The sequence below is a fragment of the Pseudomonas eucalypticola genome, assembly GCF_013374995.1.
GTDB lineage: Bacteria > Pseudomonadota > Gammaproteobacteria > Pseudomonadales > Pseudomonadaceae > Aquipseudomonas > Aquipseudomonas eucalypticola.
This window is the reverse complement of record NZ_CP056030.1, coordinates 3,906,517-3,926,070: the sequence shown is the minus strand read 5'-3', so window position 1 is coordinate 3,926,070 and position 19,554 is coordinate 3,906,517. Positions and strand designations below refer to the sequence as shown.

Below are 19,554 nucleotides of genomic sequence, written 5' to 3'. Positions count from 1 at the left end.
GCCCCTTGTGGTGAATGTATGTCTGAACCTGTTGTGAAAACGGCGCCTGGGGCGCCGGGGCCGTTGCTTGCCCTGTTGAAACGCTTGCACTTCTACGTCGGCCTGCTGGTGGGGCCCTTCCTGCTGGTGGCTGCCCTGAGCGGGGTGCTGTATGCCCTGACTCCGCAGTTGGAGAACCAGCTGTATGACCAGGCGCTGCACACGGCCAGCCGCGGGCCTGCATTATCGCTGGCGACCCAGGTGGCAGCGGCGCAGGCCGCCGTCGGGCCGACGGCACGGGTGGCGGCACTGCGCCCGGCGCCCAACGAGGGTGACACTACCCGCGTCATGTTCAACCAGCCTGGCCTGGGGGCTTCGGCCAACCGGGCCATCTTCATCGACCCGGTGACCGCGCAGGTACGCGGTGATTTACCGGTGTACGGCACCAGCGGCGTGCTGCCGTTGCGTACGTGGATCGACCAGTTTCACCGTGGGCTGTTGTTGGGGGAGGTGGGCCGCCTGTACAGTGAGCTGGCCGCGTCCTGGTTGTGGGTGGCCGCCCTGGGCGGCGTGGCGCTGTGGGTGGCCCAGCGGCGGCGCAAGGCCAGCGCGCTGCGGCGCTGGCATGCCACTACCGGATTGTGGTTGCTGGTGGGCCTGCTGTTCTTCTCGGCCACAGGGTTGACCTGGTCGCAATGGGCCGGTGGCAACATAGGCGTACTGCGTGGCTGGTGGGGCTGGTCGACGCCCAGCGTGAGCACCGAACTGGGCCAGCCGATGACGATGAACATGCCCATGGATGAACACGCCCAGCATCACGGCATGAAAATGGCCGCGCTGCCGGTGCTCACCGACCTGGCACTGTTCGACCAGGTGCTGGCCAGTGCCCGCGCCGCCGATATTCGTTCGCCGAAGGTCGAAATTGCCCCGCCTGCGGCGGCCGGCAAGGCCTGGACCGTGACCGAGATCGACCGGCGCTGGCCCACTCACGTGGATGCCGCGGCGATCGACCCGGGTTCCTTGAAGGTGGTGAGCACGGTACGGTTTGCCGACTACCCGCTGGCGGCCAAGCTGACTCGCTGGGGCATCGACGCTCACATGGGCGCGCTGTTCGGAGTGGCCAACCAGGTGGTGCTGGTGGTCTTCGCCAGCGGCCTGGCGGTGATGGTGGTGTGGGGGTATGTGCTGTGGTGGCGTCGCCGGCCCATTCTGGTCATCGGCAAGACCCGCCCCCAGGGTCTGGTGGCCGCCTGCCGCGCCCTCAGCCCGGCACAGCGCATCGGCGTGCTGGCCGTGGCCATCGCGCTGGGGTTAGCCTTGCCAGTGCTGGGCGGGAGCCTGGTGCTGTTCGTCGCCTGGGATGCCCTGGCCGGGCGCACTCGCAGCCAGTGGGCGCCGATCGAAGAGCGTTACTGATGGCGATGCCTGAGGGGGCGCGGCGTCCGTGACGCGGCCAGGTCCGCTGCTACCCGTGTACGCAGTAAAGTAAGGCGCGGCCAGCGCCTTGCATTTCTGTAAGACCATGGTCCCTGTCGCCTCCGGGGGATTCCGAGGTTACCATCACCCTGTTCAGAGTTCGGAAACCCCCAATGCTTTTCATTGTCATGCTGGGTGGCAAACACCCCCGCGCCCGTATCGAGGTGCACGACGTCGCTTTCGCCGTCGCCGATACCCTCCAGGCGACTTACCCGCAACTGCGCCAGGCCTGGTTTGGCAGCCAGGCGGGCCTGCACATCGATTCGTGGATGAAGGTCGACGGCGTGGAAGGCTGGAAAGTCGAGCTCAGCCCCCTGGCCCCGGCGCCCGGCGCACCGCGGTTGTACTTCATCAACCTGGGCGGCTATGAAGACCAATCCTTTGGCGAGGCCCACCAGTACCTGCTGGTCGTGGCCCACGACCCCAACGAAGCGAAGGCCAAGGGCAAGCGCCAGATGCTGGCCCACTGGCAGAAAGGCCATACCGACGCATTGATGGACGTGGATGATTGCCTGGCCATCGACCTGGTGGGTGGGCGCTACGTTCACCTCGTCGAAGCGCCGCATCAGGGCGTGGTACAGCACAACGACTACATCGTGCTACCGGCCTGACCCAGGCTCCCGTCCCCCATAGGCACGCCGCGAGGAACACCCTGTGGGACCGGGCGAAGCCCGGGAAGGGCGCGCTGCGTTGTAGCTGGTGCAGCCCGTCGTCTGCTTCCCGAGCTGGCGCCCGGTCCCACAGGGTTGGCGGCAGGTTCAGCGTTTACCGCTGTGGGACCGGGCGAAGCTCGGGAAGGGCGCGCCGCGGTGTGGCTGATGCAGCGCTTCGTCTGCTTCACAGGGTTGGCGGCGGGTTCAGCGTTCGCCGCTGTGGGACCGGGCGAAGGGAGCAGGCTGGCTAAAACCGGTTCAGGCGGTAAGGCAACGGCGCGGGTTGGCCCGCCGCCATTGCGGCTACCCGTTGCGCCGTCACCGCCGCCTGGGTCAGTCCCAGGTGCTGGTGCCCGAAGGCGAGCAGCACGCGACCATCGTTCAGGCTGTCGATCACCGGCAACGAGTCCGGTAGGGACGGGCGAAACCCCATCCATGGCGTGGCCGCTTCGGTATCGAGGTCCTGCTTGAACAACCCCCGGCTCAACCGGTGCAGTTGCTCGGCCCGCCCCGGAGTAGGCGGGCGTTGCAGGCCCGCGAACTCGACGGTGCCTGCCAGCCGCAGGCCATCGGCCATGGGCGTCATGATGAACCTGCGCTCCAGCGAGGTAACCGCGAACGGCAGGCGGCCATGCTCACGGGGCAGCATCAGGTGGTAGCCGCGCTCGGTGTCCAATGGCACGTGCTTGCCGGTCAGCGCCCGAGTCAGGGGCGCCGAGTGGGCACCACAGGCGATCAAGACCCGCCGCGCGTGCACATGCCTCGGCTGGCTGGCCAACACCACACCCGCGTCATTGAAGTGCGCGCTGTCGACCTGCTGTTGGACAAAGCGAACACCCTGGGCCTTGGCCGCGTTCACCAGTTCGCCCACCAGCCGGTAGGGGTCGAGGAAATGCCCGGTTTCAGGAAAGAACAACCCGCCTTGCAGGTGTTCGCTCAGCTGCGGCGCAGCATCGCGCACGGCCTGGCTCTGCCAGCATTCCACCGGTACCTGCTGCTCGCGCATGCGCGCTTGCAGCGCCTGAAGGGCAGGCAGCGACGCCGGGTGCTCGAACACCAGCAACGAACCGTCATGGCGCAGCAGGTGCGGGCGGTCGATGGATTGCAGCAGCCGCTGCCATGCGCCCAGGCTACCTTCGTTGAGCGCGCGCAGGCCGGCTACCGTGCGGTGGTAGGGGGCCGCGCGCAGGTTGAGCAGCAGCCGGGTGAACCACGGAAGCGCCCGGGGCAGGTAGCGCCAGTCAAGGCGCAGCGGGCCCAGCGGGTCCAGCAGCATCTTGGGCAGGCGCATCAGGATGGACGCGTCGGCAATGGGGAACACCTGTTCGGTCGCCAGGTGTCCGGCGTTGCCGTAGGAGGCGCCCAAGCCCGGACCCTGGCCATCGAGCACCAGTACCTGGTGGCCTTGGCGAGCCAGGGCCAGGGCGCTGGCAACGCCGATGATACCGGCGCCGATCACGGCGATCTCGGTGGTCAATGGCCCCTGAGGGGCGGAAAAACCGGTGGTCTGCATGATCAGGCTTCCCGTTGACCGTCAATCAGGCGGCGCAACCCCAGCGGGTTGTCCTGGGCCAGGGCGTCAGGCAGCAGCCCAGGCGGAAAGTCCTGATAACACACCGGGCGTAGGAAGCGCAGGATGGCCGCGGTGCCCACTGACGTGGTGCGCGCATCGGACGTGGCCGGGAAAGGACCGCCGTGAACCATGGCATCGCAGACTTCCACGCCGGTTGGCCAACCGTTGACCAGCAGGCGCCCGGCCTTGCGTTCCAGGCTCGGCAATAACGCGCGGGCGGCCGCCAGGTCGGCGTCGTCCAGGTGCAGGGTGAGGGTCAGTTGGCCTTCCAGGCGTTCGATGACGGCAAGGCGCTCGCCATCATCGGCACATTGCACCACCACGGCCGCAGCGCCGAAGATTTCCGCGTGCAGCGCCGGGTCGGCGAGGAAGTCCCGCGCGGTGACGAGGAACACCTGCGCCTGGCCTTGATGAGGTCCGGTCGCCGCGGTACCCACCGCCACCTGCTGCGCCTGTGGATGGGCGCTCAGTGTTGCGATGCCCGCGCGGTAGGCCTGGAATATGCCGGGGGTTAGCATGGTCTGCGCCGGGCTGTCCTTCAGGTACTGGCCAACCGCGCCGAGGAACTGATCCAGGTCCGCACCCTGCTGGGCAATGACGAGGCCAGGGTTGGTACAGAATTGCCCGGCCCCCAGCGTCAGTGAAGCGACGAAACCCTGGGCCAGTGTGCCTGCCCGAGCGTGCAGCGCTGCGGGGAACAACAGCACGGGGTTGATGGCGCTCATTTCCGCGTACACCGGGATAGGTTCCGCGCGGCCTTGGGCCGCCGCCATCAAGGCCATGCCACCACTGCGCGATCCGGTGAAGCCCACTGCCTTGATGCGCGGGTCGGTGACCAGGGCGATGCCCACTTCATGGCCCGTGCCGTACAACAGCGAGAACACCCCCTCCGGCAACCCGCACTGCTTCACGGCCCGGGCCACCGCCTGGGCCACCAGTTCGCTGGTGCCGGGGTGCGCGCTGTGCGCCTTGACCACGACCGGGCAGCCGGCGGCCAGGGCCGAAGCGCTGTCGCCGCCTGCCACGGAGAACGCCAGGGGGAAGTTGCTGGCGCCAAACACCGCGACCGGCCCCAGGGCGACCTGTTGCTGGCGCAGGTCGGCGCGGGGCAGGGGGGTACGCGCGGGCTGCGCCGGGTCGATGCGCACGTCCAGCCATTCGCCCGCGCGCACCACCCGGGCGAACGTACGCAGTTGCTGGCAGGTACGGCCACGTTCGCCCAGCAGGCGCGCGCGGGGCAGGCCGGTTTCGGCCACCGCGCGGTCGATCAGGGTGTCGCCCACGGCTTCGATTTCGCTGGCGATGGTTTCCAGCAATAGCGCGCGGGTAACCAGCGCCAGGTTCCGATAGGGGTCCAGTGCGGCCTGGGCCAAGGCGCACGCCCGGGCCACGTGATCGCTTGTGCCGCCCAGGTAAGCCGGTTCCAGCATCTGGCCGGTGCTTGGGTCGATGGCGTGGATGGCCGTGCCGCTACCGGCCACGGCCTGCTGGCCGATCAGCATCTTGCCTGTCAGTGTCATGGGGTGTCCTTGGAGGAAAAGGGCTGGCCGGGGGGCCGGCCAGCAGGGGGGCTCACGCCAGGTGGTGTTCGGCCGACCAGGTGGCGTACCACTGGCGGAACAGCGCGTACTGGGTTTCAGCGTAGCGGCGCTGGGCCGCGCTGAGCACGTCGGTTTCGTTGAAGTGCAGGGTGTATTCGCGGTCGCCGTTGAGCACCATCAGGTGCTTGTAGTACAGCACCAGGTCGCAGCCTTCGTCGAAGGACGACAGCACCGCCAGCGCCGCCTCCAGTTCACGCGCCAGGCGCCGGGCCTTGGCGTCGCCCTTGGCCGCTTGCTTGCTCAGGGCCACCAATTGCAGCACCTCGCGGGGCAGGGCGTTGCCGATGCCGGTGATGGCGCCAGTGGCGTTGCAATTGACGAAACCGTGCACCACCTGGGTGTCGACGCCCACCATCAGGGTGACGTCATCGTCCTGGGAGGTGATGTTCTCCGCTGCATAACGCAGGTCGGCGGCGCCGCCGAATTCCTTGAAACCGATAAGGTTGGGGTGTTCGCGGCGCAGTTCGAAGAACAGGTCGGCACGGGTGGCGAATCCATAATAGGGGCTGTTGTAGATCACCGCGGGCAGCGTTGGCGCGGCTTGCAGAATGGCCGCGAAGTGGGCCTTCTGTGCCGCCGGCGAAGCGCCCCGGGACAGCACGCGCGGAATCACCATCAGGCCATGGGCACCGACCTTGGCGGCGTGAGCCGCGTGGGCCACCGCTTCACGGGTGTTCACCGCGCCGGTGCCGACGATGGTGGGTACGCCGGCGGCTACCAGGCGGGCCACGCCTTCCTGGCGCTGAGCCCCGGTCAGCAGTGGCCAGTCGCCCATGGAGCCGCAATACACCACGGCGCTCATGCCAATGTCGATCAGTTCCAGGCCCTTGGCCACCAACGCATCGAAGTCAGGGGTGCGCGCGTCGGTGCAAGGGGTCATCAGGGCCGGCATGCAACCGGTGAAAATGTTGTCGCTCATGGTGATTCCTTCCCGTATTCAGTCAGGTCGAGGGTGTGAAGAAAAAACGCCGGGGCTCAGATGCCCCAGGCAAAGGGGTCCTGTTCGTCGATCAGCAACGTGCTGTCGGCGGTCATGTAGGCGCGGCCGGTGATCGAGGGGCGAATGCGCTCGCCTTCCCATTCGAAGCGGCCTTCGAACTGGCTGCCGGTGATGCTCGCCTGCACCCAGGGCTGACCCGCGGCCAGCTTGCCGTCGGCGGCCAGGCAGGCCAGCTTGGCGCTGGTGCCGGTGCCGCAGGGGGACCGGTCGTAGGCCTTGCCAGGGCACATGACGAAATTGCGGCTGTCGGCCGTCTCATCGGCGGCGAACAGTTCGACGTGGTCGATCAGGCCGCCGTCTTCGCCGTGAATGCCTTGGGCTTGCAGCGCCTTGAGGATGGCCCAGGTGAAGGTGGTGAGGCGTTCTACATTGCCCAGGCGGATATCCTGGTCATGCTCGGCCACCAGGAAAAACCAGTTGCCGCCCCAGGCGATGTCACCGTGCACCTGGCCAAAGCCGGGCACGTCCACCGGCACGCGCTGGCGGTAGCGGTAGGCCGGCACGTTGCGCACGGTCACGGCGCCGTCGTCGTGCAGGGTGGCACTGACCTGGCCCACCGGGGTGTCGATCTGGTGTTCACCAGGGCCGATCAGCCCCAGGTGTTGCAGTGAGGCCACCAGGCCGATGGTGCCGTGGCCGCACATGTTCAGGTAGCCACTGTTGTTGAAGAAGATCACCCCGCAGGTAGCGCCTGGCGACACCGGCGGGCAATACAGGGCGCCCACCAGCACATCGTTGCCCCGCGGTTCCAGCAGGCAGGCGCGGCGCCAGTCGTCGTGGTGCTCGCGCAGGTAGTCGCGCTGCTCGGCCAGGGTGCTGCCCGCCAGGGGGGGGAAGCCTTTCATCACCAGGCGAGTGGGCTCGCCGCCGGTATGGGAGTCAATGACATGGACCTGTTTCATGAGGCTTTCCAGTTCGAGTAGGTGGGTGTGGCGGTGACGAGGGCGTCAGCGCTTTCGCTTTCGGACTCGTCCGCCTCAAGGCGTACCAGGTGCTTGGGCACACCGGTGGCGGCGCCCCAGTAGTAGATGGCCAATGCGCAGGCCGCCACGACCAGGGTGTCATACGGGTGCGCCAACACGCCGGTGCCACCGAAACTGCCCAGGTATGACAGTAGAATGGTCACGGCATAGAAACCGATCAGCCAGGCCGAGGAGCGCACTTGTTGGCCGATGTTCAGATGGTCGGTGGGCACCAGGCGGTGGCACAGCAGGTACACCACGAACATCAGGATCTGCAGGCCCAGCAACCAGGACACGGTGGCCCAGCCCGACCAGTAGACGATCAGCGCGGCGATGATGAATGACACCGGGCCCAGCACCGCGAAGCCTTTGACCCGGAACGGCCGTGGCATGCCCGGGGCATTGCGGCGCAGGGCGGCCACTGAAATCGGTGCAATGGCGTAGCTGAGTACCAGGGCGGCGGAGACCACGTTGATCAGCGCTTCCCAAGAGGGGAACGGCAAGGTCCAGAACAGCGACAAACCGAAGGTCAGCCACAGCGCCGGGCGTGGAATGCCGGACTTTTCGTCAATGCGGGTAAATACCTTGAAGAAGGTACCGGCGCGGGCCCAGCCATAGATCACCCGGGGTGTGGCATTCATGTAGATGTTGCCGCAGCCGCTGGGCGAGATCATCGCGTCGGCCACCACCAGGTACGCCAGCCAGCCGACGCCCAGGGCCAGGGCGATATCGCGGTAGGGCAGGGAGAAGGCCTTGCTGATGCCGCTCCAGCCGTCGGCGAGCATTGCGGTGGGCACCCCGCCCAGGAACGCCAGTTGCAACAGTACGTAGATGGCGGTGGACAGCAGCACCGAGAGAATCAGCGCGATGGGAATGGTGCGCTGCGGGTTTTTCACTTCACTGGCCACCGAGATGATCGGCGTCAACCCCAGGTAGGCGAAGATGATGCCGCCGGCAGACACCGCCATCTCGATCCCCGACAGCCCGAAAGGCGCGAAGCCGTGCACGGTCAGGTTCTCGGGTTTGAAGAAGGTGAACAGCACGCCGATCACCAGCAACGGCACGATGAACTTGAACAGGCTGATGAAGTTGTTGGCCTTGGCGAAGGTCTTCACGCTGTAGTAATTGAGCAGGAAGAACAGTACCAGCAGGGCGAACTGCAGCAGCCAACCGGCCAGGGTCGGGTTGCTGCTGCCGGCCTGGGTCAGGGACGGGAACCAGGCCGCGGCATATTGGCGGGCCGCGACCACTTCGATGGCCACCAGGCTGGAGAAGGCGATGATCGTGATGAAGCCCATCAGGTAACCCATCAACGGGCCGTGGGAATACACCGGGTAACGCACCACGCCACCGGCGCGGGGCAGGGCGGCGCCCAATTCGCAGTAGACGATGCCCAGCAGCAGAACCGCGAAGCCACCCAGCAGCCACGAGAAAATGCCTGCGGGGCCGGCGATGGTGGACACATGGCTGGCCGCGAACAGCCAGCCGGAGCCGAAAATGGCGCCCAGGCCTATGAAGGTAAGGTCTGTGAGGGAGAGTTGTTTCTTGAACTTGCCTGAACCTGACATAGCGTCGCCTTTTTGTGTGTTATTGATCGGCAGTGATGTCGCTTGTAGCCCAGCGGGCATTTGTTGTTGGAAGTGCGGCTACAGTGAACCGATCGGCCCGTGCCGGCTTGATGCTTTTCGTCATGGGCGATGACGAAATCGGCACAATGGTAGTGTCGTGCCTGGCTGGACACGCACGCCCTGGGTGGGGCAAGCTGCGGCCACCCTACGGCGGGAGAGCCCCCTGATGGACCACAATGCCCTGGCGTTCCTGTGCGCTGACGCTCAATCCCAGCGGCCGGAAAACCTGCAGCAGATGCTCATCGGCGTGGCGCCGCTGCTGCCCATGCTCGACGTGATTCCCAACGCGGTGATCTTCATCAAGGACGTTCAGGCGCGCTATGCCATGGCCAACCACACGCTGGTGCAGCGCTGCGGTTTCAAGCGCTTGCAACCGTTGCTGGGCAAGACCAGTGCCGAGGTGTTTCCGGCGCAGCTGGGGCCGGGCTACACCGAACAGGACCGGCGGGTATTGGAAGAAGGGCGGGTGTTGCAGGACCAGTTGGAGATGCACCTGTACGGCAGCCGCGAACCGGGGTGGTGCCTGACCCACAAACAGCCCATCTACAACCGCCGCGATGAGATCATTGGCCTGGCGGGCATTTCCGTGGACCTGCAAACGGCCAGCGATAGCCATCCGGCCTACCAGCGCCTGGCGGCGGTGGACGACTACATCCGTGCGCATTTCCACCGCAACGTGACCATGGGCGAGCTGACCCGTATCGCCGGTATTTCCGTGGCGCAACTGGAGCGCTACTGCAAGCGCGTGTTCCACCTCACGCCCCGGCAGATGATTCACAAAGTGCGCCTGGAGCACGCCCACCGCTTGCTGCACACCGACCTGCCGATCACCGATATCGCCCTGCAGTGCGGCTATACCGACCACAGCGCCTTTACCCGCCAGTTCAAGACCCTGACCGGCTTTACCCCGCGCCAATACCGCCAGGCCACCGGCCTTGCGCAACAGCACGACCTTGGGGACCTGACGCCAGATCGGTAAGCAGGCGATGCGCGGTATGCGCCTTCCCGCGCTTATAGCCAATACCGCCACCTCGCTGCTTTTTGGTGATTGGACGCCACGCTCACCACACGGCAATGTTAGCGCTACCAATCACCATGAGCCCCCGCAATGAGCGTCAAGCACCTGCTTTGCCTGTGTTCCCTTTTGCTGCCCTGCAGCGCGTTTGCCTTCTATGGCGATGCCCGCCCCGATGCCCCGGACCTGGCGGCCACGGGTACCTACAGTGTCGGTGTGCGCACCGAACAACTAGTGCACCACGACCAGTTGGACATCCTCGCGACCCCGCCCGGCCAGCACCACGATCGCGCGCTGCGTGTGGAATTGTGGTACCCGGCCAGCCTCAGGCCCGGTCAACAACCTGGTACCACCTACACCGACGTCCTCGGCGCCGGCGCCAATGATCCCAAACGCCCCAACACACCGTTCCAGTTCGCTGGTCGAGCGGTGCGTGATGCTGTCCCTGATCCGGAGGGCCGCTACCCGCTGGTGATTCTGTCCCACGGTTACCCCGGCTCACGGCTGCAGATGAGCTACCTCACCGAGCACTTGGCCTCGCGCGGCTACGTCGTGGCCGCCATCGACCACACCGATTCGACTCGCGCCGACAAGGCCGGTTTCGCCAGCACCTTGCTCAACCGCCCGCTAGATGACCTGTTCGTGCTCGACCAGGTGGCGACCTGGGCCCGGCCCAACAGCGGCCACTGGCTGGCCGGCAAAGTGGATGTGGACCACAGTGCTCTGATCGGTTATTCGATGGGCGGCTACGGCGCCTTGCTGGTGGGCGGCGCGGGCTTGAGTCAGGTGGCCGTGAACTTCGTGCCCGGTGGGGCATTGCAGCGCCTGCAAGCTGGCAACCCCGAGTACGCCAAGCTGCATGACCCTCGCATCAAGGCGCTGATCGCCTTTGCTCCCTGGGGCGGGCGCCAGGGCTTTTTCGACGCCAAGGGCCTGGCCGGGCTGACCCTGCCGACCCTGTTCGTGGTTGGCGACCAGGACGATATCGCCGGCTACAGCGATGGCGTGCGGCGCCTGGCCGAAGGGGCGGTAAATGCCGATCGCTACCTGCTGGTGTACCAGAATGCTCGCCACAACGTGGCGCCCAACCCGCCACCGCCGGCCGCCAGCGCCAACCCCGAGGACTTCTCGGCCTACAGCGAACCCGCCTGGGACAGCACCCGCCTGAACAACCTCAACCAGCATTTCGTCACTGCGTTCCTCGACCAGCAACTCAAGGGTCAGGACCGCAGCAACTACCTCACGTTGGTGCCCAGGGCCATTGATGGCCAATGGAAGGTCGACGCCCAGGGCAAGCCCCTGCTGGGCCACACCTACTGGGCCGGGTTCAGGAACCGCAGCGCGGTGGGCATGGAGTTCTACCATTGGCCAGCCGCGGGAAAGTGACACGGCTGGCCGATCAGGTGTATGGGCGGCCGAACGGCGCGGCGCCCTTGACGCTGGACCTGTACCGGCCAGCCGACCATCGCCCCCGGCACCCGTTGCTGGTGTTTGTCCATGGCGGCGGCTGGGAAGCGGGCGATGCGCGCAGCAACGTCGCGTTCACCGACTTCCCCGCGCAGCTGCAAGCCTTGGCGGGTCAGGGGTATGTGGTAGCGTCGGTGAACTACCGGCTCAGCGGCCAGGCCCCGTACCCGGCAGCGGTAGCTGACATTCAAGCGGCGCTGGCCTGGTTGCACGCCCACGCCGGACCGTTGGCCATCGACCCTCAACGTACAGGGTTGTGGGGCGTGTCGGCGGGAGCGCACCTGGCCGCACTGGCAGCCTTGACGGCGCGGCCAGAGCAGCGGGTGCAGGCCCTGGTGGCCTGGTACGGCGCCTTTGACTTAGAGACGCTGGCGGCATTCCCTCCGGCCACCGCCGACGCGGCGCGGCGCTGGCTGGGCTGCACCACGGGCACGTGTGCTCACGCGTTGCCCGCCAGCCCGGTCAGGTACCTGAGCGGGCCGTTGCCACCGACCTTGCTGCTTCACGGGGATCAGGACACGGTCATCCCCGTCGCCCAGTCACAGGGCATGCATCAGGCCCTGAGACGGGCGGGCGGCGATAGCACGCTGATCGTCATCCCAGGCGTGGGCCACAGCTTCGCCAGTCCCGACCTCGCCCGCCGCCAAGCTGCGATCGAGCAGGCCATGCACGCCAGCGAAGCGTTCTGGCACCGGGTGCTTCAACCGGCCGGCTGAGGCCGGGGCAGGGCGGGTGTGCCGGGCAATGCCAGGCCCAGCACACCGAGCAGGGGCAGCGCCGCGCACAGGCGGAACATCGCCACCATGCCCACCTGGTCGGCCAGTTGCCCCAACCCGGCCGCGGCCACGCCACTGACCCCGAAGGTCAAGCCGAAAAACAACCCCGCGACCAGCCCGGTTCGGCCCGGCAGCAGGTCCTGGGCCATGACCAGGATAGCGGCGAAGGCCGAGGCCAGGACCAGGCCGATGAGCACCGCCAGCACCAGGGTCCACGGCAGGCTGACGTAGGGCAGCAGCAAGGTAAACGGGCAGGCGCCGAGGATCGACATCACCACCACCGGCTTGCGCCCGATGCGGTCCCCCAGCGGGCCGCCGATCAACGTGCCGGCGGCGATGGCGGCCAGGAACACGAACAGCTGCACCTGCGCCTGGGCGGTGGACAGCTGGAAACGCTCGATCAGGAAGAATGTGTAGTAGTTGGCCATGGCCGCCAGGTACACGTACTTCGATAGCACCAGCACGGCCAGCAAGGCCAGAGGCCGGCGCACGTCGGCGGTCAACGGGGTCGGGCGCTGGCGCGGTGCCGCTGGCCCCACGGCATTCGGCACTGCTGTCACCAGCCAGGCCAGCAGGCCGGCGCCAGCCAGACCCAGGCCCAGCAGCCAGAGGGCGCCCCGAGCCAAGGGCATCGACAGCAACGCCGCCAGCAGCAGGGGGCCCAGGGCCGAGCCGATGTTGCCGCCCAACTGGAACAGCGACTGCGCCAGCCCCGGCCGCCCGGCCGCCAGTTGCCGTGCCAGCCTCGAGCCCTGGGGGTGAAACAGCGAGGAGCCCAGCCCGACCACCGCGGCGGCGGCCAACAGGCCCTGGAAGCCCTCGGCCATTCCCAGCAGGCCCATGCCCGCGGCCATGCACAGCATTGACAGCGGCAACAGCCGCGGCAGCTCGAAGCGGTCGACCAGCGCACCCACCAACGGCTGGCACAGCGAGCCGCAGGCATGGAAAGCCAGGGTCACCAGGCCGATCTGCGCGTAAGTGAGGTGCAAGTCGAGTTTGAGGCGTGGGTACAGCGAGGGCAGCACGGCCTGGAACAGGTCGTTGAACACATGGGCGCCGGCCAGCAGCAACAGCAGGGGCAGGGTGGTGCGCGAGGTACGGGTCATGGCAGGTCCGGCAGGCATGCGCGCCCCGTGGCCGGGACGCTGGGGCCGGTCAGTAGACCCCGGTTGCCCGCTGCATGGCCAATGCATATTCATCAATGTTTTTTTGCGTGCCGCGAATAATCGCTGGCGCCCGCCAGCCGCCTGACTTATGCCAAATCAACGGGTTGCATGCGTTTTTCGGTATTTAGCCTTCACCCGTCCATCGTGGTTTAACGGCGCCGTGCCCCCCACCCCCACGGAGCTTGCATGTACCGACCCCTGTTCACCGCGCTCACCCTCAGCCTGTGCTGCGCCCATGCTTCGGCGCACACCCTGTTGCGCGTGGCCGTCCCGGATATCGGCGCAGGCACCACGCCTGCCGGTGGTGGTCTGGTGGACGTGATCCACAATCAGCACCTGCTGGAGCAGGCCTTCGCGGCGGACGGGGTCGAGGTTAAGTGGCTGTTCTTCAAAGGCGCCGGGCCGCTGATCAATGAGTCCATCGCCAGCGGCCAGGTGGACATGGCCTACCTGGGCGACCTGGCCAGCATCGTGGGCAAGGCCAACGGCCTGGACACCCGCATCGTCGCCGTCGCCGCCCGGGGTGTCAGCCACTACCTGGCGGTGCCGCCGGACTCGCCGGTCAAGAACCTGGCAGACCTCCGGGGCAAGACCGTGGGATTGTTCCGTGGCACTGCAGCGCAGTTGTCCTTCATCCAAGCGCTGAACACCGCGGGCATGACGGAAAAGGATGTGCGGGTCGTCAACCTCGACTTCGTCGCCGCCAGTGCCGCCCTGGCCGCCCGCCAGATCGACGCCACCTGGGGCGGCGCCAACGTCCTCGCCCTGCGAGACAAGGGCCTGGCCGCCGTGCCCCTGTCCACCCGCAGCCTGGGCGGTGCCGGGGAATTGGCCGGCCTGGTGCTGGTGACCGGGGCCCTGGCCCAGGCCCACCCGGACTGGCCCGCGCGCATTGCCCAGGTGCAGCGCCAGGCTGCCGACTGGGCCGCCGCCCCAGAGCACCGCGACGCCTACCTGCGGTTGCAGGCGGACCAGGCGGCTTACCCCGAGGCCATCCTGCGCGCCGACCTTGAAGGCGCGGCGCCCTTGTCGGTGCTGCTCTCACCCACCCCTGACCCAGCGTTCATCGCCCGTTTGCAGCAAGCGGTGGAGGTCGCGCTGAAGGCGCGATTGATCCGCCGTGATGTCCAGGTCCGCGACTGGCTGGCCACCCCTCCACCGGGCGTACCTGCGCAGACCGCCGCCGCTCACTGAACCGAACCGCCCCACGATTGCACGGACACCCCATGAAGCACTTTGCCCTGAACCCCTGTACCTCGCTGCTGGCGTTGATGATCGGCAGCGCCAGTACTGGCGCCTTCGCCGACGAGACCCGCCCGGCCGCCTCCAGTACCGAGCCGCAACTGCAGACCGTCAAGGTCGAAGCCGCGCGCGCTGTCGATGCCCAGCAACCGCCAGCCTCCACCCAGACCCTGAGCGGTGAAACCCTGCAGCAGCAGCGCATCGACCGTCTGCAAGACTTGCAGCAACTGGCCTCGGGCCTGGATGTGGCCACGGTCAACGCGTACGACACTCGCATCACGATTCGCGGTGTGGGTGACGGCGGCGGCAGCGAGATCAACATCGGCATGCCCAGCAGCGTCGGGCTGTTCCTCGACAACGTGTACCTCAGTCGCCCCGGCATGCTCTCCAACGACCTGGTGGACATTGACAGCGCCAGCGTGCTCAGTGGCCCCCAGGGCACGCTCAAGGGCTATAACACCACCGGTGGCGCCATCGACATCCATAGCCGCCCACCCACCTTCACCCCCGAAGGCTCGGTGCGCCAGTCGGTAGGCAGCCATGGCTACACCCAGACCCAGGCCATGCTCTCCGGGCCCCTGGGCGACGGCTGGGCCGGGCGCATCAACCTGTCCCACACCGAGCGCGGTGGCACGGTGGAAAACATCACCAACGGTCATGAACTGGGCGGCAGCATCCAGGACGGCTTTCGCGGCCAACTGCTGTACAAGCCCGATGATGATTTCAGCCTGCGCTTGATCGCCGACTACAACAAGGCCAGCAGTGACCCGGTGCTGGTGCTGGACGCCACCCATGCCATCAATGGCGTCGACACCTACCGCAACCGCGCGGCGCTGCTGGGCGCGGACGTGGTCAGCGGTGGGCGCAAGGTTGCCCTGGACGATGAAAGCAGTGCCAAGGTTGCCCAGGGCGGCGTTTCCGCCGAGGCCAACTGGCGGCTGGGCGAGGGCTACAACCTGCGTTCGGTGACCTCGTACCGTTACTTCGGCTTCAAGCCCAAGACCGCTGACAACCTGGACGTGCCGCTGTATTCGGACAGCGGCGGCGATGTACGCGACCGCGTCTGGTCCCAGGATTTCCGCCTGGACTCCCCCCGTGGCGAGTTCTTCGACTACGCGTTGGGCGCCGCCTATTTCGGCGAGAACCTGGACACCTATGCCCACGACCATTACGCGGCGTATTACCCGACGATCTACTACGCCAGCACCACCAATACCAACAAATTGGTGCAGCGCTGGGGCGAGCTGAATGAGGAAGTGTTCTCCACCTGGGCTCAGGGCACCTGGCACGTGACCGACGCGTTGGACATCACCGCCGGCGCCCGAGAAACCTACGAGAAGAAATCCGGCTCGTTCCGCCGGGTCAACAAGAACGACTTCGACTCCGGCGACCTTAACCAGTACAGCCGCCTGCCAGCAGCCATGGTCAACTTCAGCTACCAGTTGCAGCCGAACCTGCAGACCTACCTGACGGTGGCCTACGGGCAGAAGTCCGGTGGCCTGAATATTTCCTCTGGCGCGGCCACCAAGGCCGGCACCGACAGTCTGTTCATCGACCCGGAAACCACCAAGGGCGCCGAACTGGGCTTCAAGGGCCATTGGCTGGACAGCCGGGTGAACCTGGACACGGCGCTGTTCTGGTCGCAGATCTCTAAATTCCAGACCACCGCCTACGATCTGGACAGCCAGAGCAGCTACCTGATCAACGCCGGCACCCTGCGTTCGCGGGGCGTGCAGACTACCTTGAACCTCAAGCCCCTTTCGGGCTGGAGTATCGACTTCAATGCCACGCTGCTGGACAACAAGTACCTGGACTTCAAGAACGCCACCTGCCCACCGGAAGTGACCCTGGCGGCGAACGCCCCGGCCACCTGTGACCAGAGCGGCAACCGCGTATTCCGCTCGCCGAAGCTGACCTACACCCTCGCCAGCCGCTACGAGTGGCAGGCCCTGGACGGCCTGGATGCCTTCGTGGCCGGTCGCTGGGCCTACCGCACCTGGGCCTATGGCACGGTGGACGATTCGGCTTTCACCCGCATTCCCGGCTATGGCCTGCTGGCGCTCTCCACCGGGTTGGGCGGCAAGTACGGTGAGGGGCACTGGAGCACTTCACTGTGGGTGAACAACGCCCTTAACAAACGCTACTACCAGTCGCTCAATACCGGCGACTACGGCACGGCCTTCGGCGTGCTGGGTGACCCGCGCACGGTGGGCGTCACCCTCGGTTATGACTTCTAGGGGCGCGAAGCAATGGACTCGATGATGTTCAACCGCCGCAGCTTCATGCGCGGCAGTGCACTACTGGCTGGCGGCGTTCCCTTTATCGGCAGCGCCCAGGCGGCCACGCCAGCGGCCGGGCCGTTGCGCACGGCCTTGGGCTGGCTGGGCGGCAACGTCCCGGGCAGTTTCGCCGGGGTCACCTGGGGCACGCCGTGGCCTCAGGGCCTGGTACCGGCCAGCAGCGGTTTCGAGCTGCGCGGGGATGGCCAGGTGACGCCCGTGCAGAGCTGGCCGCTGGCCTATTGGCCGGATGGCAGCCTGAAGTGGAGCGCCCATGCCCTGGGCCCTCAGCCACAGGTGGCAACCCGCTATGAACTCAGCCCATTGGTGGCGCCGCCGGCCGCCGGCGCAAGCCTGGTGACGGCGCACGCGGACCACCTGGTGCTGGACACTGGCGTGCTGCGCTGCGACATTCCCCGCCAGGGCAATGTGCTGCTAGCCCGTGTCAGCCGCCAGGGTCAGCCGACCCTGCAAGGCGGCCACCTGCTGCTGCACGTCCAAGGCGACCCCGACCAGCCGGGTACCCGGCTCGAGCAATACCGCAGCCAGATCGACACTGTGGAGGTCGAACAGCAGGGCCCGGTGCGTGCGGTCATCACCTTGCGCGGCAGCCACCAACTGAGCCAGGGCACGCGGCGCCTGCTGCCCTTTACCCTGCGCCTGTACGCTTACGCCAACAGCGATCGCTTGCGCCTGGTGCACTCGTTCGTGTTCGACGCTGACGAGCATCAGGACTTCATCAAGGGCATCGCCCTGCGCTTCGATACCCCGCAGACCGCGGCACTGCACGACCGTCATGTACGCTTCGTGGCGGCCAATGGCGGTGTGTTCGCCGAAGCGGTACGCGGCCTCACCGGCCTGCGTCGCGACCCCGGTGAAGCGGTACGGCGTGCGCAGATCGAAGGGCGGGCGACGCCGCCGGTGGCGCAGTTCGCCCCTGAGGTTGCCCAACGCCTGCAGTACATCCCGGCGTTCGGCAGTTACCGCCTGCTGCAGGCCCACCCGGACGGCTACCAGATCACCAAACGCACCGCCCAGGGCCATGGCTGGCTCAACAGCGCTACCGGCGAGCGCGCGGCCGGGGTAGGTTACCTGGGGTCGCCCGGTGGCGGCGTGGTGTTCGGCGTGCGCAATTTCTGGCAAAGCTATCCGGCGCAACTGGATATCGACGACGCCCATACCGACCTGGCCCAGGTGACGCTGTGGCTATGGGCCGCCCAAGCCGCGCCCATGGACTTGCGGTTCTACCATGACGGGATGGGCGAAACCGACTTCACCCGCCAGCGCGAAGCGCTGGACATCACTTACGAGGACTACGAGCCTGGGTTCGGCACACCCTTGGGTGTGGCGCGCACCAGCGAGATCGAACTGCAGTGTGTTGCCGCCACGCCCAGCAACGCGCAACTGGTGGACATTGCCCGGCGTATTCAGGACCCACCCCTGCTGGTGGCCGACCCCACCCGTTTGCACCGTGCCGGGGTGTTCGGCCCTGACTGGGCACCCGCAGACCCCCATGCCTCGGCCACCCGCGGCCTTGAGGCGCAACTGGCGTTCTATTTCGACTTCTACCGCGACGAAGTGGAGCAGCGTCGCTGGTACGGTTTCTGGGACTACGGCGACGTCATGCACACCTACGACGAAGACCGCCATGTGTGGCGTTACGACGTGGGTGGCTACGCCTGGGACAACTCCGAACTGAGCACCGACCTGTGGCTGTGGTACTACTTTCTGCGCACCGGGCGCCATGACGTGTTCCGCATGGCCGAAGCCATGACGCGCCACACCGGTGAAGTGGACGTGCACCACATCGGCCGCTTCGCCCCGCTGGGCTCGCGGCACAATGTGCAGCACTGGGGCGACAGTGCCAAGCAGTTGCGGATCTCCACGGTGGCCAACCGTCGGTTCCTGTATTACCTGACGGCCGACGAGCGGGTGGGTGAGTTGATGCACGCCCAGGTCGAAGCCTTGCGCACCCTGCGCGAGGTGGTGCCAGGGCGCAAGGTGGGCCAGCAGCGCGATGCCCGCGACGGCTACGCCAGCATTGCCTTCGGCACTGACTGGGGCGCCATCGCGGCGGCCTGGCTCACCGAATGGGAGCGTACCGGCGACCCGGCGCTGGCCCGTCGCCTGCGCAACAGCATGGACAGCATCGCCGCCCAGCCCCATGGGTTTTTCACCGGTGTCGGCGAGATGGAACTGGACAGTGGCCGCTTCGATATCGACACCAGCGGCAAGCTGACCGTATCGCACCTGTCGGCCGTGTTCGGTTTGGCGGAGATCTGCAGCGAGCTCTTGCAGGTACTGCCTTCGGCACGGTTCGAAAGCGCCTGGCTGGATTACTGCAGGTTGTACAACGCGCCTGCCGAGCAGGTGCGCCATGCCTTGGGCAAGCCGCTGGGCAACCTCAACCTCGCCCAGGGCCACGCGCGCCTGACCGCATTCGCCGGCTGGCGGCTGAACGACCGCAGCCTGCAACGCCGCGCCTGGCAAGAGTTCGCCGCCGGCTCCGGAGGTATCCCGCGGCCCAACCGCGAACTGCACCGGGTGCTGGTACCGGCTTACGTGCGGGACCTCAACGAGCCTGGGCCGGTGTCCATCATCGATGAGCGCGCGGGGACCTCGGCGGGCGCCAACCTGTCCACCAACGCCGTCGCCCAATGGGGGCTGACGGCCATGGCCTTGCTGGCGCTGGCCGGCCCCCCCATTTCCCATGCGCAGTGAAGCTGGAGTGTTTTAC

Annotated in this window: 14 protein-coding genes; 8 read left to right on the top strand and 6 right to left on the bottom strand. The window is 66.8% G+C overall.

What is annotated here, in order from left to right:
- Positions 1 to 18 precede the first annotated feature (18 nt).
- On the top strand, positions 19 to 1,395 hold the full coding sequence (locus HWQ56_RS17360) for a PepSY-associated TM helix domain-containing protein (RefSeq protein WP_176571287.1): 1,377 nt from the start codon (positions 19 to 21) through the stop codon (positions 1,393 to 1,395).
- Between the two features lie 173 nt (positions 1,396 to 1,568).
- Entirely contained in the window at positions 1,569 to 2,066 is a 498-nt protein-coding gene (locus HWQ56_RS17355) for a DUF1543 domain-containing protein (protein WP_176571286.1), read from the top strand.
- Between the two features lie 289 nt (positions 2,067 to 2,355).
- On the opposite strand, the gene HWQ56_RS17350 is transcribed toward HWQ56_RS17355, so the two are convergent.
- Genes HWQ56_RS17350 through HWQ56_RS17330 form a run of 5 tightly spaced genes read right to left on the bottom strand, consistent with a single transcriptional unit; the run spans position 2,356 to position 8,812 of the window.
- On the bottom strand, positions 2,356 to 3,621 hold the full coding sequence (locus HWQ56_RS17350) for an NAD(P)/FAD-dependent oxidoreductase (RefSeq protein WP_176571285.1): 1,266 nt from the start codon (positions 3,619 to 3,621) through the stop codon (positions 2,356 to 2,358).
- Between the two features lie 2 nt (positions 3,622 to 3,623).
- Positions 3,624 to 5,201 (bottom strand): aldehyde dehydrogenase (NADP(+)), encoded by a 1,578-nt coding sequence (locus HWQ56_RS17345; protein WP_176571284.1) that lies wholly within the window; start codon positions 5,199 to 5,201, stop codon positions 3,624 to 3,626.
- A 52-nt stretch (positions 5,202 to 5,253) separates the two neighbouring features.
- Positions 5,254 to 6,201 (bottom strand): dihydrodipicolinate synthase family protein, encoded by a 948-nt coding sequence (locus HWQ56_RS17340; RefSeq protein ID WP_176571283.1) that lies wholly within the window; start codon positions 6,199 to 6,201, stop codon positions 5,254 to 5,256.
- 56 nt (positions 6,202 to 6,257) lie between these two features.
- Positions 6,258 to 7,184 carry a 4-hydroxyproline epimerase gene (locus HWQ56_RS17335; RefSeq protein ID WP_176571282.1) on the bottom strand — a complete coding sequence of 309 codons (927 nt, stop codon included), beginning with the start codon at positions 7,182 to 7,184 and terminating at the stop codon, positions 6,258 to 6,260.
- Positions 7,181 to 8,812, bottom strand: coding sequence for an APC family permease (locus HWQ56_RS17330; protein ID WP_158158012.1), 1,632 nt, complete (start codon positions 8,810 to 8,812; stop codon positions 7,181 to 7,183). Before HWQ56_RS17330 ends, HWQ56_RS17335 begins: the two co-directional genes overlap by 4 nt.
- A gap of 226 nt (positions 8,813 to 9,038) precedes the next feature.
- On the opposite strand from HWQ56_RS17330, the gene HWQ56_RS17325 reads away from it, so the two are divergent.
- The 3 genes from HWQ56_RS17325 (at position 9,039) to HWQ56_RS17315 (ending at position 12,070) form a co-directional block, all read left to right on the top strand.
- Positions 9,039 to 9,851: an AraC family transcriptional regulator gene (locus tag HWQ56_RS17325; RefSeq protein ID WP_158158011.1), complete on the top strand. Its 813-nt coding sequence runs from the start codon at positions 9,039 to 9,041 to the stop codon at positions 9,849 to 9,851.
- Positions 9,852 to 9,980: 129 nt separating this feature from the next.
- Positions 9,981 to 11,273 (top strand): alpha/beta hydrolase family protein, encoded by a 1,293-nt coding sequence (locus HWQ56_RS17320; protein WP_176571281.1) that lies wholly within the window; start codon positions 9,981 to 9,983, stop codon positions 11,271 to 11,273.
- Complete coding sequence (locus HWQ56_RS17315; protein WP_176571280.1) at positions 11,252 to 12,070, top strand: alpha/beta hydrolase; 819 nt, start codon at positions 11,252 to 11,254, stop codon at positions 12,068 to 12,070. The genes HWQ56_RS17320 and HWQ56_RS17315 overlap by 22 nt, the downstream gene beginning before the upstream one ends.
- Here the strand turns inward: HWQ56_RS17315 and HWQ56_RS17310 are convergent.
- Entirely contained in the window at positions 12,055 to 13,236 is a 1,182-nt protein-coding gene (locus HWQ56_RS17310) for an MFS transporter (protein ID WP_245217770.1), read from the bottom strand. The genes HWQ56_RS17315 and HWQ56_RS17310 overlap by 16 nt on opposite strands.
- 246 nt (positions 13,237 to 13,482) lie before the next feature.
- On the opposite strand from HWQ56_RS17310, the gene HWQ56_RS17305 reads away from it, so the two are divergent.
- The 3 genes from HWQ56_RS17305 to HWQ56_RS17295 are packed head-to-tail and all read left to right on the top strand — an operon-like array spanning position 13,483 to position 19,538.
- Positions 13,483 to 14,490: an ABC transporter substrate-binding protein gene (locus HWQ56_RS17305; RefSeq protein WP_176571278.1), complete on the top strand. Its 1,008-nt coding sequence runs from the start codon at positions 13,483 to 13,485 to the stop codon at positions 14,488 to 14,490.
- Between the two features lie 32 nt (positions 14,491 to 14,522).
- Positions 14,523 to 16,775 carry a TonB-dependent receptor gene (locus tag HWQ56_RS17300; protein ID WP_245217769.1) on the top strand — a complete coding sequence of 751 codons (2,253 nt, stop codon included), beginning with the start codon at positions 14,523 to 14,525 and terminating at the stop codon, positions 16,773 to 16,775.
- A gap of 12 nt (positions 16,776 to 16,787) precedes the next feature.
- Positions 16,788 to 19,538 (top strand): exo-rhamnogalacturonan lyase family protein, encoded by a 2,751-nt coding sequence (locus HWQ56_RS17295; protein ID WP_176571277.1) that lies wholly within the window; start codon positions 16,788 to 16,790, stop codon positions 19,536 to 19,538.
- Positions 19,539 to 19,554: the final 16 nt, after the last annotated feature.

Bases quoted from the DNA above. Each gene is read 5' to 3' on its own strand.
- HWQ56_RS17360 (WP_176571287.1), top strand. From the start codon at position 19: ATGTCTGAACCTGTTGTGAAAACGGCGCCTGGGGCGCCGGGGCCGTTG.
- HWQ56_RS17300 (WP_245217769.1), top strand. From the start codon at position 14,523: ATGAAGCACTTTGCCCTGAACCCCTGTACCTCGCTGCTGGCGTTGATG.
- HWQ56_RS17295 (WP_176571277.1), top strand. From the start codon at position 16,788: ATGGACTCGATGATGTTCAACCGCCGCAGCTTCATGCGCGGCAGTGCA.
- HWQ56_RS17355 (WP_176571286.1), top strand. From the start codon at position 1,569: ATGCTTTTCATTGTCATGCTGGGTGGCAAACACCCCCGCGCCCGTATC.
- HWQ56_RS17335 (WP_176571282.1), bottom strand. From the start codon at position 7,184: ATGAAACAGGTCCATGTCATTGACTCCCATACCGGCGGCGAGCCCACT.
- HWQ56_RS17310 (WP_245217770.1), bottom strand. From the start codon at position 13,236: ATGACCCGTACCTCGCGCACCACCCTGCCCCTGCTGTTGCTGCTGGCC.
- HWQ56_RS17340 (WP_176571283.1), bottom strand. From the start codon at position 6,201: ATGAGCGACAACATTTTCACCGGTTGCATGCCGGCCCTGATGACCCCT.
- HWQ56_RS17320 (WP_176571281.1), top strand. From the start codon at position 9,981: ATGAGCGTCAAGCACCTGCTTTGCCTGTGTTCCCTTTTGCTGCCCTGC.
- HWQ56_RS17305 (WP_176571278.1), top strand. From the start codon at position 13,483: ATGTACCGACCCCTGTTCACCGCGCTCACCCTCAGCCTGTGCTGCGCC.
- HWQ56_RS17325 (WP_158158011.1), top strand. From the start codon at position 9,039: ATGGACCACAATGCCCTGGCGTTCCTGTGCGCTGACGCTCAATCCCAG.
- HWQ56_RS17330 (WP_158158012.1), bottom strand. From the start codon at position 8,812: ATGTCAGGTTCAGGCAAGTTCAAGAAACAACTCTCCCTCACAGACCTT.
- HWQ56_RS17350 (WP_176571285.1), bottom strand. From the start codon at position 3,621: ATGCAGACCACCGGTTTTTCCGCCCCTCAGGGGCCATTGACCACCGAG.
- HWQ56_RS17345 (WP_176571284.1), bottom strand. From the start codon at position 5,201: ATGACACTGACAGGCAAGATGCTGATCGGCCAGCAGGCCGTGGCCGGT.